Consider the following 14,735-nt stretch of genomic DNA (forward strand, 5'->3'; position numbering starts at 1 on the left):
AACGGAGCCATTTTCAGGCTCCGTTCTAGTCAACTATCACTTAATAGCAACACAGTTACTGTGCCAGTTCACCATTAAACTGTGGCAGTGCCTGACGGAATGCACGGGTTTTCCAGACCATATAAAGCAGGCCAATGGCACCCCACACCAAGCCCAGCGTCATTGAGCTACTTTCCAGGTTCATCCACAGCACACCAACCGTTCCTGCGCCAATCATTGGCAGAACCAGGTAGCTGAAATGATCCCTGAACGACTTGTTACGGCGTTCACGGATATAGAACTGTGAAATCACCGACAGGTTAACGAAGGTAAAGGCCACCAGCGCGCCGAAGTTAATCAATGCCGTTGCTGTCACCAAGTCAAACGAGATAGCAGACAATGCTACGCCGCCAACCAGCAGTACGTTGATTGCCGGGGTACGCCATTTCGGATGCACGTAACCAAACACTTTCTCCGGGAATACTCCGTCGCGTCCCATCACATACAGTAGACGCGAAACACCGGCGTGTGCGGCCATACCTGATGCCAATACGGTGACACAGGAGAAGCACAGAATAACTGACTGGAAGAATTTACCCGCAACAAACAACATGATTTCCGGCTGCGACGCATCAGGATCTGTGAAGCGTGAAATGTCCGGGAAATAGAGTTGCAAGAAATAAGACACCACAATAAAGATCACGCCGCCAATCAATGCCGTCAGGAAAATCGCTTTCGGGATCACTTTGCCCGCATTCGGTGTTTCTTCAGACAGCGAACTGATGCCATCGAAGCCAAGGAATGAGAAGCAGAGTATCGTGGCCCCGGTTATCATCGGCACCAAATGGGCATTTTCAGAATAGAACGGACGTGGGCTCACCAATGTGCCCGCACCTTCCCCCTGATAAACACCATGAATCAGCAGCCCCATGAAGACCACCATGATTGCCACCTGAACCACAACAATAACCGAGTTCAGGTTGGCTACCACGTTGATGCCACGTAGGTTGAACAGCGTCATTAGGCTGACCAGCGCGCCAACAAAAATCCACGATGGCACACCAGGGAAAATTGCTTCGAGATAAATTTTCGCCAACAGAATGTTAATCATCGGCATGAACAGATAGTCCAGCAATGATGACCAACCCACCATAAAGCCAACATTTGGGCTAATGGATTTCTGAGCATAGGTATAAGCCGAACCCGCAGACGGGAAGCGCTTAACCAATTTGCCATAGCTGATGGCAGTGAACAGCACCGCTATCAACGCAATGGCGTAAGAAGTCGCGACGTGACCATCGGTCAAGCCGGAAACAATGCCAAAAGTATCGAAAATGGTCATTGGCTGTAAATAAGCCAGACCCATCATCACAACTTGCACCAACGTCAGTGTTTTTCTGAGTTGAACGCGGTTATTGGTGCCAGTTTGATTGGTGCCGACTGCAACGGTTGCATTATGCGTCATGATTCAGCCTCCCCATACCTTTAACCCAATTTGCAAGTGTCGCTCGCAGGTCAGAGGTGACGGGGAAACTTCGTATCTGCCTGGGATACGTAAGTGGGGAAACGAGAGCGGTGAAACGGGTATGTATCATACCTGTTGCGCCATAATCGCTGCATGTGCAGCGCATACCGGTGGGCACCGGTGCCAGTGTGAATAATTGCCCCATCTTTCTTTCCTCATAACGGCGATTTTCGTATGTGAATAATCGCTCGCGGACCTGTTTATCTATCCGGATCGTTGTCCGGCCTCTTGATTTGTGAAAACACGAATGCAAAAAAATAACCGACGCGTTTAAACGTCGGTTATTGCATGGCGCGTATTTTGCCCTAACTTGAGAGCAAAAAACAAGATGTTAAACCGCTTGAAACAATATTCTTATGGCAGTTTGATCTAAACGGCTATTCCCACGTGTTATCAGTGCTGAGCGGCAATTTCCACCCGCTCAATCGCTGCCCATATTTTGTCTGAATTCAGCTCAACAGGTAGATAATGAATTGACTCACTCGGCTTCAGAATTCGGCTAATCACCCGCTCAATGGCGTCGCGGTCATTAATATCAACATCCAGTGCCGCCAGATGTGTCGGCAAACCCAATTGGTTAAATGCCACAATCAGTGATTGCAAGGCTTCAGCCTGCTCCAATAAGGCAGTTTGAACCAATATCCCATAGGCAACTTTAGTGCCATGCAGGAAATGTTCAGTTTGTGGCAATAGTGTCAAACCGTTATGTACCGCATGCGCTGCCGCCACTCGGGTATAGCGTTCACCCAGCCCACCGACCATGCCACCACCGGCAATAATGGCATCGACCACATCCAGGAAATCTTGTGTCAACTCACCCTGTTTCACCGCTTGCAAAGCGGCTTCACTCTGTTTGAGCAACACATTGCGAATCTCCAAAGCAGCCTGTAACCCCAAACGAACTGTCAGAGATAGCGTTTCTGGTTGCGGGCTAAGAACCACCGCTTCGTACCATTTCGCCAGGGTATCGCCAATCCCAGCCAACAGATATTCCACTGGCGCTTGTAAAATAATGCGCGGCTCGACTAATACTAAGTGATTGGCATCTTTGAAAATTTCGAAATTCAGTGCTTGTCCGGCATCATTATACCAAACTGAAAGCGGTGTCCAGGCCGCACAGGTCGCGGCAATAGTGGGGATTGCCACCAATGGCAAGCCAAGTTTACGTGCCACCACTTTTGCCGTATCTAATACCGCCCCGCCCCCAATACCTATCACGACCTGGCGATCACTGCCCGCCGCACTCACCAAATCAGCCACAGTAGATTCACTGCAATGGGTCGAAAATGAAGCGCGCACCGCCTGAGGGCTGTTAAATTCTGCTGGCAGATAATCAATGGCCGCGGCTAAAGCGCGCTCTCCATAGATCCACAGCGCATTTTCCAGTGCCACCTGAGGATAAAACTCACTCAGTTTGCCGATAGCGCCTGGAAAAGAAAAATAGTTGGCAGGCCCCACCTGCACTCGGATTGCGTTCGTGCTCATGCCCCTGTTCCTTTTAAATCATTATTTATTTTAAGTTGTGATGTCATCTGCGTTTTCCCATCTTAAGGGCATACTTATCATTGTTTAATAATTTTTTGATATACCTTAACTATTTTAGTTTGTTGCGAATAATAGAAACTGTGTTAAAAAAGAATGATATCAGCAGCATTATTGACTGCCTGTTTCGTTACAATCTTTTATAGGGCAGTCATCGAAATTATGTCTACCATCACTCCCGCCCGCCTTGAGATGCGAAATATCTCTATCTCGTTTTCTGGATTTAATGCCCTGCAACAAGTTGATTTTACACTAGAAGGTGGTTCAACTCATGCATTAGTCGGTGCTAATGGTGCGGGTAAATCGACCTTGATGGCGATCCTTTCCGGGGCTCACAATCACTATCGCGGTGAGATCTTCATTGATGGTCAGCAGGTAGATATTCACTCGCCCCGTCAGGCAAAACAGCATGGTATTCATGTAGTTCAGCAAGAAGTTGATGTTGCGCTGGTTCCAACTCTGTCGGTAGCAGAAAATATTATGCTGGATACGCTGGCTGAACAGGGGCACCTGTTTAACTGGCCGCAACTGTACCGTCAGGCAGAAGCGCTACTCGGGCAACTCGATCTCAAATTGAATGTGCGCCAGCGCCTGGAATCCTGCACATTAGCCGAAAAGCAGCAGGTGCTGTTGGCCCGCGCCCTTTCCCATCAATGCCGTTTTCTGATTCTGGATGAGCCCACCGCGCCACTGGATCAAGAAGAGAGTGCGCGTTTGTTTACAGTGGTTCGCCGCCTGCAATCCGAAGGAATAGCCATCGTTTTCATTTCGCACCGCATTCATGAATTGCGGGAAGTTTGTGATCAATTGACCGTATTACGCGATGGCCGCAAGGTCAGCCATGATGCTATGGGTGACCTGAGTGGTGAACAAATTGTCGAAAAAATGCTCGGCCATACCTTGGATGATATTTACCCCCCTCGACGAACCGCTTTCAGTGACAAAACCTTATTGTCCGTTAAGGGGTTACATGACCAACACAAGTTACGCGATATCTCCCTGACATTGAGTGAAGGGGAAATATTAGGGATTGCCGGGTTAGCTGGCGCGGGTAAAACCGAATTATGCAAAGCCTTGTTTGGCGCCACGCCGAGCCGTGTTGATCAGGGTGAATTACAGGGTAAACCGTGGAAACCACGTTCGCCAGACCGCTCCGTCGCGCAGGGGTTGGCTTTGGTGCCAGAAGAACGACGTAAAGAAGGCATTTTTATCCACGAAGGTATCCCGATGAACCTGAGTGTGGCCGCTGATGACAGTTTTTCCCGTTGGAGTATTTTTAGCCGTCGCCAGGAGTTGAGTTGGGCCAAAGAGCTGATTGCGCAACTGGGAGTCCGCACCTCATCGCCGCTACAAAAACTGGCTCGCTTATCTGGGGGGAATCAGCAAAAAGTGGCGATAGGCAAGTGGCTACGCGGGAATGCCCAAGTGCTGATTTTTGATGAGCCAACCAAAGGGGTGGATATCAAAGCCAAACAGGATCTATTCCATCTGATTGATGGGTTAGCGCAGCAAGGAAAAGGGATTATTTATGCTTCCGGTGAATTCTCTGAATTAGTCGGTTTATGTGATCGTATCTGTGTGTTGTGGGATGGACGTATTGTGGCTGAACTGAATGCCGCCGATGTCGATGAAGAAACATTATTACTATTTTCAACCGGAGGAACCCCTCAGTGAGTAAAGAAATACCCCTGCCAGACGCTCAGCCGTGGCGTCACCAGTTGTTTGATTTTCTCTACAAATGGGGGATGTTACTCACCGTTGTGGCGCTAATCGCGTTATTTGGGCTAGCCTCAGACAATTTTCTTGATCCCAACAATATCATCAACATTTTACGATCCATTGCCATTGTGACGGTGATTGCCATCGGCGTGTCGATTTCCCTGTCGATTGGCGGCTTTGACCTATCGGTGGGTTCCACCGCGTCGCTGGCGAATGCCATCGTCGTATCACTGTTTGTCTGGTACGGGTTTGGCACTACCGGAGCCATCATCCTGACCTTGCTTATTTGTACTCTGGTGGGGCTGTTTAATGCCTTTCTGATTGTGGTGCTGAAAATCCCCGATATGCTGGCAACCCTGGCCAGCCTGTTTGTGATTCAGGGCGTAGCCATGACGTACAGCTATGGCGGCTCTATCACCCAGAATATGCTGCTACCCAACGGCGATATGGCGGAAGGCGTCATTCCTGAGATGTTTTCAGCGCTGGGTCAAGTGCCGGTGATAGTGCTTATTATGTTGGCGGTAACGATTGTCGTGCAGTTGTATTTGTCGCTGACCAAACATGGCCGTCGGATGTATGCCATCGGTGGGAATCCGGAAGCGGCACGTTTGGCAGGCATTCGAACCGTGCGTTACCGGGTGCTGGCTTATGTATTGTCATCTCTGCTGGCGGCACTGGGCGGAATTTTGCTGGCATCGAGGATTGGCTCGTCACAAGTCAATGCTGGCGGCGGCTATCTGATGGATGCCGTAGCTGCGGCCTATATTGGTTTTTCACTCGCAGGTTCCGGCAAACCCAATGCCTTCGGCACCTTAATTGGCGCGATTATCCTTGGTGTGCTGCAAAACGGGCTGGTGATGCTGTCAGTGCCTTACTACGCGATGGATATCATCAAAGGATTGGTTCTGGCGATGGCGCTGGCGCTGACCTATATTCATCAGAAGCGGTGATATATAAATTAACCTGATCGCAACCCAGCGGAGTGAACAGGTAGATCATAAAGACGCCACACTTCTTTTGTTAAAACAAGCCTTCCCTGGGGGCTCGAGCCGCGCCCTCCCTGGCGCGGACACTTTACTCTTCTACCTGCCCTCACCGCTTCTGATCGAGTTCATGCTGATAGCCTGCGCTTTTTTAGAATATTCAAGGTGTAGCGAGCTAAGTCAGACTGAGTGCGTACAGCGCGCAGTACCCGGAGCGTACACGTAGTACGTGAGGAGTACGAGCACTGCACAATCTCAGTATGACAACGCGCAGTAGCCGATAAGATAATTAATTCAAAGGCATTCGATTTGGGTCTGGGTATTGGTACTCGAACCCCAACTCACTGCAAATCTTACTGCCATCAATCTCGCGTGGTGCTTCCTCTGTTTCTTCTGGTGCAAATTCAGGTGGTGTTAGTTGTAACGCACGTGCGCACTCAGGGTAAAAATCACGTTTACGCGGATGGGCTGGCGCGCACAGGTTGTAAATATGGCCGCCTCTGGGCAGATTGAGCAGTAATTCGATGGCGGAGATGACATCTTCCTGATGCACCAAATTCACGCCCTGCGAACCACCTTTTACATTGGTTTTACCCGCAAGGAAACGGCCCGGATGGCGCTCCGCCCCCACCAGCCCCGCCAGACGTAAAATATCTACCGAGGTATTGGGTAATTTATGTAACCATAACTCAAGTTCCATCAGCGTTTTACCTGCCGTAGTCACCGGTTGCAGTGGCGAACTCTCTTTGATGCGGCCACTGGTTTCGCCATAAACCGAAGTAGAACTGGTAAAAATAATGCGCGGCACACCGAACGCTAACGCACTGTCGACCACCATCTGCACCGCTTGAAAATACTGTTCACCTCCATCAACTGTACGGCTGGCTGGCAAAGTGATAACCAGTGCATCCACCGTCATTAACTGTTCTAAGTCATCCGGGTCGCAAATCAGCTCCGGCGTCAGTTGCAGTTGATAGCAATTAATTCCGCTCATTCTGGCAGCTTCAACGCCATCAGGCGTGGTTTTACTTCCGACAACCTGCACGCCACGACGAATCAATGATTGTGCCAGTGGCATGCCCAGCCAGCCCAACCCAATAATGGCTACTTTTTTCATCTCAATGACCCTCGAGCGGTTCATACCAACGACAAACTCCATACTAATAACCTACGCCAACCAATGTCACCTAACAATTACTTGATATTATGCGCGTATTTTTATTTGTCGGCGTAATGACTATACGTAACAATTTCCTGCTTAAACTGACATAAAAATAAGAGATAACCGCTGAAAAGAAAACGATTACTGGCCGATAAACCGCAACTTACCACGGTGAAATAAAGCCATCAGGTGAAAAAAAGGTTGCGCGCTACCTGCAGGATGGTTTACGTTGATTGACAGAAATTATGGCACGTCACAAATATGGCTATTCTGATTATGTCAGGAAGCCCAAACAGAGAAGCAACTATGAATCGCGTTCAATTTAATCACCATCATCACCATCATCCTGACTAGTCTTGCAGGCCGATGTGTGCTGGAAGACGGTTAACGAATCTTCCAGGTGGCGGTAGAACGCAATAGAGAAAGCCCTCGGAAGATTATCTTCCGAGGGCTTTTTTGTTGCTCACCATTTTATAGACCCAAAGTAATTGAAGTTGCAGGTAGGCGGCAAGCGAATGAATCCCAATGAGCTTACTCAAGTAAGTGATTCGGGTGAGTGAACGTAGCTAACAACCCTGTGGCTTCAAGGACGAAGGGGATAAGTTAAATTAGAGGATTTACCATGCTAGATAAAACACGTTTACGCATTGCGATGCAGAAATCAGGTCGCCTCAGTGACGATTGCCATGAGCTGTTGTCTCGCTGCGGGATTAAAATCAATTTACAACAACAACGCCTGATCGCCTTTGCTGAAAATATGCCAATCGATATCCTGCGTGTACGTGATGACGATATCCCAGGGCTGGTGATGGATGGAGTAGTTGATTTAGGGATCATTGGCGAAAATGTACTGGAAGAAGAGTTACTGAGCCGCCGTGCTCAAGGCGAAGACCCGCGTTACTTCACCTTACGCCGTCTGGATTTCGGTGGTTGCCGCTTGTCACTGGCTGCGTCGCTGGATACCGAATATACCGGTCCACAATGTTTACAAAATAAGCGTATTGCCACCTCTTACCCACACATTTTAAAGCAATACCTTGATAAACAAGGTGTAACTTTTAAATCCTGTTTGCTGAACGGTTCAGTTGAAGTGGCACCACGTGCCGGTTTGGCCGACGTCATCTGTGATCTGGTATCAACCGGTGCCACCCTGGAAGCTAACGGCCTGCGCGAAGTCGAAGTTATTTATCGCTCTAAAGCCTGCCTGATTCAGCGCGATGGCGAAATGCCAGCCGCGAAGCAAGAGCTGATTGACCGCCTGATGACCCGAATTCAGGGGGTGATTCAAGCACGCGAATCCAAATACATCATGATGCACGCGCCAAGTGAACGTCTGGACGAAATCATCACACTGCTGCCGGGTGCCGAGCGCCCCACCATTCTGCCATTAGCCGGTGATAAGAGTCGCGTAGCGATGCACATGGTGAGTAGCGAAACTCTGTTCTGGGAAACCATGGAAAAACTGAAGGCGCTGGGTGCCAGCTCTATTCTGGTATTACCGATTGAAAAGATGATGGAGTAAGAAATGCAGCCGACGAATTTCAATACCCTAATCGACTGGCAGCAATGCAGCGAAGAGCAGCAAAAAGCGCTGTTGAGCCGCCCGGCTATTAATGCTTCTGAGCGAATCACCGCAACAGTCAGTGAAATCCTTGACCGGGTGAAAGCCGAGGGCGACAGCGCCTTGCGTGATTTTAGCCAACGCTTTGATACCGTGCAGGTGGCTGATATTCGCATCAGTCGCGATGAAATAGCCGCTGCTGCCGGGCGCTTGAATGACGACATCAAGCAAGCTATGGCGCAAGCGGTACGTAATATTGAAATCTTCCACAACGCGCAGAAAATGCCCGTGGTGGATGTTGAAACTCAACCGGGCGTGCGTTGCCAACAAATCACCCGCCCGATTGCTTCCGTCGGCCTGTATATTCCCGGCGGTTCTGCTCCGCTCCTGTCAACCGTGTTGATGCTCGGCACCCCAGCGCGCATTGCCGGTTGCCAGCGCGTTATTTTATGTTCTCCTCCGCCTATTGCTGACGAAATTCTGTATGCCGCGCAATTGTGCGGTATTCAGGAAGTGTTCCAAATTGGCGGAGCGCAGGCGATTGCTGCCATGGCATTTGGCAGTGAATCAGTGCCGAAAGTGAATAAAATCTTTGGGCCGGGCAATGCTTACGTCACAGAAGCAAAACGTCAGGTCAGCCAGCGTTTGGACGGTGCCGCAATAGATATGCCGGCGGGCCCATCTGAAGTATTGGTTATCGCTGACAGTGGCGCGACACCAGCGTTTATCGCCTCAGACTTGCTGTCTCAGGCCGAGCACGGCCCAGACTCACAAGTGGTGTTACTAACACCAGATGCCGCGATTGCTCAGGCCGTTGCAGTCGAAGTTGAGCAACAACTTCAGCAGTTGTCGCGCGCCGATATTGCCCGTCAGGCTCTGGAAAGTAGCCGTTTGATTATCACCAAAGACTTGCAGCAATGTATTGATATCAGTAACCAATACGGGCCAGAGCACTTGATTCTGCAAATACGCCAGCCGGAAGATATTATCGATAAGATTGATAATGCTGGCTCAGTGTTTATGGGCGACTGGTCGCCAGAATCCGCGGGTGACTATGCCTCTGGCACCAATCACGTATTACCGACTTATGGTTACACCTCAACCTATTCCAGCCTGGGACTGGCTGATTTTGTTAAGCGTATGACCGTGCAGCAATTAACCCCGCAAGGCTTGCTGGGTCTGGCATCAACCATTGAAACGCTGGCTCAGGCTGAACAACTGACCGCCCATAAAAACGCCGTTACCCTACGCGTCGCTGCCCTGACAGCCGCCCAAAAGGAGCAAGCATGAGCCAATCTAACAATGTCACTGAGCTGGCCCGCGCCAACGTCCGTGCCCTGACTCCTTATATGTCTGCCCGCCGTCTGGGCGGTAATGGCGATGTGTGGCTCAATGCCAATGAATATCCATTAGCGACGGAATATCAGCTAACGGCGCAGACCTTCAACCGCTACCCTGAATGCCAGCCTAAATTGGTTATCGAGCGTTATGCGGCTTATGCCGGTTTAGCAACGGATCAAGTCCTGGTTAGCCGTGGGGCTGATGAAGGGATTGAGCTGCTCATCCGCGCCTTCTGTGAGCCGGGTCAGGATGCCATTCTGTTCTGCCCACCGACCTATGGTATGTATGCCGTCAGCGCCGAAACCTTTGGTGTTGAATTGCGCACCGTGCAAACGAAAGCAGATTGGCAGTTAGATTTACCGGCGATTAAAGCCAGTCTGGACCGGGTGAAACTTATCTATATTTGCAGCCCGAATAACCCAACCGGTAATTTGATCAACCCGGCTGATTTGCGCGAAGTGCTGGAGTTGGCACAAGGCCGCGCTATTGTGGCTATCGACGAAGCCTATATTGAGTTCTGCCCACAGGCCTCAGTGAGCGGTTGGCTAAAAGATTATCCGAATTTAGTCATTTTGCGCACCTTATCGAAAGCCTTTGCATTAGCTGGGTTACGTTGTGGCTTTACCCTGGCGAACAGCGATATCATCCAATTGCTGCTTAAAGTGATTGCACCTTATCCATTATCGACACCGGTTGCGGATATCGCCGCGCAAGCACTCAGCCCGCAGGGCCTCGAGCAAATGCGCCAGAGAGTTAGCGAAGTAATAGCCAATCGTGCATGGTTGCAAAATGAACTGCAAAAGTGCGCCTGTGTTGAGCAAGTATTTACCAGTGAGAGTAACTATTTATTAGCGCGTTTCACCGCCTCCAGCAGCGTATTCAAAACACTGTGGGATCAGGGCATTATTTTGCGCGATCAGAATAAGCAACCAAGTTTGTCCAACTGTCTGCGTATCACAATCGGTACTCGTCAGGAATGTGAGCGAGTGATTACTGCCCTTGTTCCCCTGCCAGGCGTTGATAGCCTCAATAACACCAATACCGCCAGCCTCCGCAAGGAAACGATATGAGCCAGAAATTTCTTTTTATTGACAGAGACGGCACCCTGATTGCCGAGCCGCCGGAAGACTATCAGGTTGACCGACTGGATAAACTGGCGTTGGAGCCAGATGTTATCCCGGCATTATTAGCGCTGCAAAAAGCGGATTACCGTTTGGTCATGATCACTAATCAGGATGGCTTGGGTACCGCCAGTTTCCCGCAAGAAACCTTTGATCCACCACACAACCTGATGATGCAGATTTTTAGCTCTCAGGGGATCAATTTTGAGCAGATTTTGATTTGCCCACACTTACCGGCGGACAACTGCGCTTGCCGTAAGCCTAAAACCGCCTTAGTTGAAAGCTATTTGGCCGAAGGCGTGATGAACAACGCCAATAGCTATGTTATCGGCGACCGCGAGACTGACCTGCAACTGGCGCAAAATATGGGCATCAGTGGCTTGCGCTATCAACGTGATAGCTTGAATTGGTCACAAATTGCCAAGCAACTGACCCAGCGTGATCGCCATGCTCACGTTAACCGCGTCACCAAAGAAACTGCCATTGATGTCGATGTCTGGCTGGATCGCGAAGGCGGTAGCAAGATAAAAACTGGCGTCGGCTTCTTCGACCATATGCTGGATCAAATCGCCACTCACGGTGGCTTCCGTATGGATATCCAGGTCAGTGGCGACCTCTATATTGATGATCACCACACCGTGGAAGATACCGCATTGGCCTTAGGCGAGGCGATTAACAACGCCCTGGGCGACAAACGCGGCATTGGTCGTTTTGGTTTTGTACTGCCAATGGATGAATGCCTGGCACGCTGTGCACTGGATATTTCTGGCCGCCCACATTTGGAATACAAAGCAGAGTTTAACTATCAGCGAGTCGGCGACCTGAGCACCGAGATGGTCGAGCACTTCTTCCGCTCCCTCTCCTATGCTATGGCCTGTACCCTGCACCTGAAAACCAAAGGCCGCAACGATCACCACCGGGTAGAAAGTCTGTTTAAAGTGTTTGGCCGAACCTTACGACAGGCCATCCGTGTTGAGGGTAATACCCTGCCAAGTTCTAAAGGGGTGCTTTGATGAATGTGGTGATTCTGGATACGGGTTGCGCCAACCTCTCCTCTGTCACCTACGCGGTGCAGCGTTTAGGTTATGCACCGGTTATCAGCCGTGACCCGGAAATCGTTCTGCGCGCCGATAAGCTGTTTTTACCCGGTGTGGGCACAGCTCACGCGGCGATGGATCAGTTGAAGCAACGCGATCTTATTGAGCTTATCAAGAGTTGCACCCAGCCAGTGCTGGGTATCTGCCTCGGGATGCAATTGCTGGCAACCAGCAGTGAAGAGAGTGGCGGTATTGAAACGCTCGGTATCATCGATACACCGGTAAAACAGATGATGGACTTCGGTTTGCCACTGCCGCATATGGGTTGGAATCAGATTACTGCGCAAGCGGGCAATCATCTGTTCCGTGGTATCCCAGACGGAACTTATTTCTACTTTGTGCACGGATATGCAATGCCAATATGCCCAAATACCATCGCCCAAGCCAATTACGGCGAGCCGTTTACCGCCGCAGTCGAAAAAGACAACTTCTTTGGCGTGCAGTTTCATCCGGAACGCTCCGGAGCGGCTGGAGCCCAATTGCTGAAAAACTTTCTGGAGATGTAAGCACCATGATTATTCCCGCTTTGGATTTGATCGAAGGCAAGGTGGTGCGTTTGCATCAGGGCGATTACGGCCAACAGCGCGACTATGGCAATCACCCTTTGCCGCGCTTGCAGGATTATCAGCAACAAGGTGCTCAAGTATTGCATCTGGTCGATTTGACCGGTGCTAAAGATCCCGCTGCCCGCCAGATCCCACTACTGCGTGAGCTACTGGCTGGTGTTGATGTCCCGGTGCAAGTTGGCGGCGGTATTCGTAATGAGCAAGATGTTGTCGCACTGCTGGAAGCTGGCGCAACACGTGTTGTCGTTGGCTCAACCGCCGTTAAACAGCCGGAAATGGTGCAACAATGGTTTGAACGCTACGGTGCTGAAGCCATTGTATTGGCACTGGATGTGCGCATTAATGATGCGGGCCGCAAAGAAGTGGCGATCAGTGGCTGGCAGGAAAACTCCGACACCACACTGGAGCAAATTGTCGAACAATATCTGCCTTTCGGCCTAAAGCATGTGCTATGCACGGATATCTCCCGCGATGGCACCTTGAGTGGCTCGAATGTCGAGCTGTATCAGGAAGTGTGCCAGCGCTATCCGCAAGTGGCATTCCAGGCCTCTGGCGGTATTGGTTGTCTGGATGATATTGCCCGTTTGCGCAACAGCGGTGTGCAAGGCGTGATCGTCGGCCGTGCACTGTTGGACGGCAAATTTAACGTGAAGGAGGCGATTGCATGCTGGCAAAACGTATAATTCCTTGTCTGGATGTAAAAGACGGCCAGGTGGTGAAAGGCGTCCAGTTCCGCAATCATGAAATCATCGGTGATATCGTGCCGTTAGCACAGCGCTACGCACAGGAAGGCGCTGATGAGCTGGTATTTTACGATATCACTGCCTCCTCTGATGGACGTGTGGTTGATAAAAGTTGGGTATCACGAGTTGCAGAAGTGATTGATATTCCGTTTTGCGTCGCAGGTGGCATTAAGAGTGTGGAAGATGCCGGTCAAATCCTGACTTTTGGTGCAGACAAAATCTCTATCAACTCACCCGCACTGGCTGATCCGACGTTAATTACCCGCCTGGCCGATCGCTATGGCGTACAATGCATCGTGGTGGGTATTGATACCTGGTATGACGCGGAAAGTGACAGCTATCAGGTTTATCAATTTACCGGCGATGAAAAACGGACCAAAGCCACCACCTGGCAGACTGAAGATTGGATAAAAGAAGTCCAGTTACGTGGAGCCGGTGAGATTGTGCTGAATATGATGAATCAAGATGGCGTGCGTAACGGCTATGATTTGCGCCAATTGAAACAGATGCGGGCTATCTGCCATGTTCCGCTTATCGCCTCTGGCGGTGCCGGAACACCAGAGCACTTCCTGGAAGCATTCCGTGATGCGGATGTCGATGGCGCGCTAGCCGCTTCTGTATTCCATAAGCAAATCATTAATATCGGCGAATTGAAAAAGTATTTGTCTGAACAAGGCGTGGAGATAAGAGTGTGTTAAGTGAACAACAAATTAACCAACTGGATTGGGAAAAAGTCGACAATCTGATGCCAGCCATCGTTCAGCATGCCGTATCTGGCGAAGTTCTGATGATGGGGTACATGAACAAAGAAGCGCTGGCAGTGACAGAAGAAACCGGCAAAGTCACTTTTTTCTCTCGCACTAAACAGCGTTTATGGACCAAAGGCGAAAGCTCTGGCCATTTCCTCAATGTCGTTAATATCTACCCAGACTGCGACAATGATACCCTGCTGATTCTGGTCAATCCTATCGGCCCAACTTGTCATTTAGGCAATAATAGTTGCTTTGCACCGGCTGCCAGCGACTGGAGCTTCTTGTATCAACTGGAACAGTTGTTAGCCTCACGTAAATCAGCAGATCCAGCCAGTTCCTACACCGCAAAACTGTATGCCAGCGGGACTAAACGTATCGCACAGAAAGTGGGCGAAGAAGGGGTAGAAACTGCCCTCGCCGCGACAGTGAATGACCGCGAAGAGCTAACAAATGAAGCATCAGATCTGATGTATCACTTGCTGGTGTTATTGCAGGATCAGGACTTGGATCTGAGTAAAGTGATAGGCCGCCTGCGCGAACGCCACGAGAAGTAATTGCCTGATTGCCTTTCTTATCAGCAAAAAAACGCCCTCGACTCAGCATCGGGGGCGTTTTTATTAAGGCAAATATCAAATACTGAAGTT

Annotated in this window: 14 protein-coding genes and 1 other annotated feature; of the genes, 11 read left to right on the forward strand and 3 right to left on the reverse strand. The window is 50.1% G+C overall.

Features of this window, described 5'->3' with window-relative positions; all coding sequences use genetic code 11:
- Window positions 1-55: 55 nt before the first annotated feature.
- Together FTB31_RS07970 and FTB31_RS07975 are read right to left on the reverse strand one after the other, a co-directional pair.
- Complete coding sequence (locus FTB31_RS07970) at window positions 56-1,444, reverse strand: APC family permease (RefSeq protein WP_019081005.1); 1,389 nt, start codon at window positions 1,442-1,444, stop codon at window positions 56-58.
- 453 nt (window positions 1,445-1,897) lie between these two features.
- Complete coding sequence (locus tag FTB31_RS07975) at window positions 1,898-2,989, reverse strand: oxidoreductase (RefSeq protein WP_077293706.1); 1,092 nt, start codon at window positions 2,987-2,989, stop codon at window positions 1,898-1,900.
- A 219-nt stretch (window positions 2,990-3,208) separates the two neighbouring features.
- Between FTB31_RS07975 and FTB31_RS07980 the strand changes: the two genes are divergently transcribed.
- Together FTB31_RS07980 and FTB31_RS07985 are read left to right on the forward strand one after the other, a co-directional pair.
- Window positions 3,209-4,720: a sugar ABC transporter ATP-binding protein gene (locus tag FTB31_RS07980; RefSeq protein ID WP_227719543.1), complete on the forward strand. Its 1,512-nt coding sequence runs from the start codon at window positions 3,209-3,211 to the stop codon at window positions 4,718-4,720.
- Window positions 4,717-5,715 carry an ABC transporter permease gene (locus FTB31_RS07985; protein WP_227724211.1) on the forward strand — a complete coding sequence of 333 codons (999 nt, stop codon included), beginning with the start codon at window positions 4,717-4,719 and terminating at the stop codon, window positions 5,713-5,715. The genes FTB31_RS07980 and FTB31_RS07985 overlap by 4 nt, the downstream gene beginning before the upstream one ends.
- Before the next feature lie 322 nt (window positions 5,716-6,037).
- On the opposite strand, the gene FTB31_RS07990 is transcribed toward FTB31_RS07985, so the two are convergent.
- On the reverse strand, window positions 6,038-6,865 hold the full coding sequence (locus FTB31_RS07990; RefSeq protein WP_050075241.1) for an SDR family oxidoreductase: 828 nt from the start codon (window positions 6,863-6,865) through the stop codon (window positions 6,038-6,040).
- 351 nt (window positions 6,866-7,216) lie between these two features.
- On the opposite strand from FTB31_RS07990, the gene hisL reads away from it, so the two are divergent.
- The 9 genes from hisL to hisIE all read left to right on the forward strand — a co-directional run bounded on the left by hisL (window position 7,217) and on the right by hisIE (window position 14,645).
- A complete protein-coding gene (gene hisL, locus FTB31_RS07995) occupies window positions 7,217-7,264 on the forward strand; it encodes a his operon leader peptide (RefSeq protein WP_002231208.1) in 48 nt (15 codons plus the stop codon).
- Window positions 7,240-7,370: a sequence feature (His leader region), on the forward strand. It overlaps the preceding gene by 25 nt.
- Before the next feature lie 162 nt (window positions 7,371-7,532).
- Window positions 7,533-8,432, forward strand: coding sequence for an ATP phosphoribosyltransferase (gene hisG, locus FTB31_RS08000; RefSeq protein WP_050075240.1), 900 nt, complete (start codon window positions 7,533-7,535; stop codon window positions 8,430-8,432).
- A 3-nt stretch (window positions 8,433-8,435) separates the two neighbouring features.
- Window positions 8,436-9,761 (forward strand): histidinol dehydrogenase, encoded by a 1,326-nt coding sequence (gene hisD / locus FTB31_RS08005; protein ID WP_077174865.1) that lies wholly within the window; start codon window positions 8,436-8,438, stop codon window positions 9,759-9,761.
- On the forward strand, window positions 9,758-10,882 hold the full coding sequence (gene hisC, locus FTB31_RS08010) for a histidinol-phosphate transaminase (protein WP_050075238.1): 1,125 nt from the start codon (window positions 9,758-9,760) through the stop codon (window positions 10,880-10,882). Before hisD ends, hisC begins: the two co-directional genes overlap by 4 nt.
- Window positions 10,879-11,946, forward strand: a complete 1,068-nt coding sequence (gene hisB / locus FTB31_RS08015) for a bifunctional histidinol-phosphatase/imidazoleglycerol-phosphate dehydratase HisB (protein WP_050075237.1) — start codon at window positions 10,879-10,881, stop codon at window positions 11,944-11,946. Before hisC ends, hisB begins: the two co-directional genes overlap by 4 nt.
- Window positions 11,946-12,536 carry an imidazole glycerol phosphate synthase subunit HisH gene (hisH, locus tag FTB31_RS08020; protein ID WP_050075236.1) on the forward strand — a complete coding sequence of 197 codons (591 nt, stop codon included), beginning with the start codon at window positions 11,946-11,948 and terminating at the stop codon, window positions 12,534-12,536. Before hisB ends, hisH begins: the two co-directional genes overlap by 1 nt.
- 5 nt (window positions 12,537-12,541) lie before the next feature.
- Window positions 12,542-13,279 (forward strand): 1-(5-phosphoribosyl)-5-[(5-phosphoribosylamino)methylideneamino]imidazole-4-carboxamide isomerase, encoded by a 738-nt coding sequence (hisA, locus tag FTB31_RS08025; RefSeq protein WP_050075235.1) that lies wholly within the window; start codon window positions 12,542-12,544, stop codon window positions 13,277-13,279.
- Window positions 13,261-14,037 carry an imidazole glycerol phosphate synthase subunit HisF gene (gene hisF, locus FTB31_RS08030; RefSeq protein ID WP_050084502.1) on the forward strand — a complete coding sequence of 259 codons (777 nt, stop codon included), beginning with the start codon at window positions 13,261-13,263 and terminating at the stop codon, window positions 14,035-14,037. Before hisA ends, hisF begins: the two co-directional genes overlap by 19 nt.
- Complete coding sequence (hisIE, locus tag FTB31_RS08035) at window positions 14,031-14,645, forward strand: bifunctional phosphoribosyl-AMP cyclohydrolase/phosphoribosyl-ATP diphosphatase HisIE (RefSeq protein WP_077293700.1); 615 nt, start codon at window positions 14,031-14,033, stop codon at window positions 14,643-14,645. Before hisF ends, hisIE begins: the two co-directional genes overlap by 7 nt.
- Window positions 14,646-14,735: the final 90 nt, after the last annotated feature.

It is taken from the genome of Yersinia proxima, assembly GCF_902170785.1.
Classification (GTDB): domain Bacteria; phylum Pseudomonadota; class Gammaproteobacteria; order Enterobacterales; family Enterobacteriaceae; genus Yersinia; species Yersinia proxima.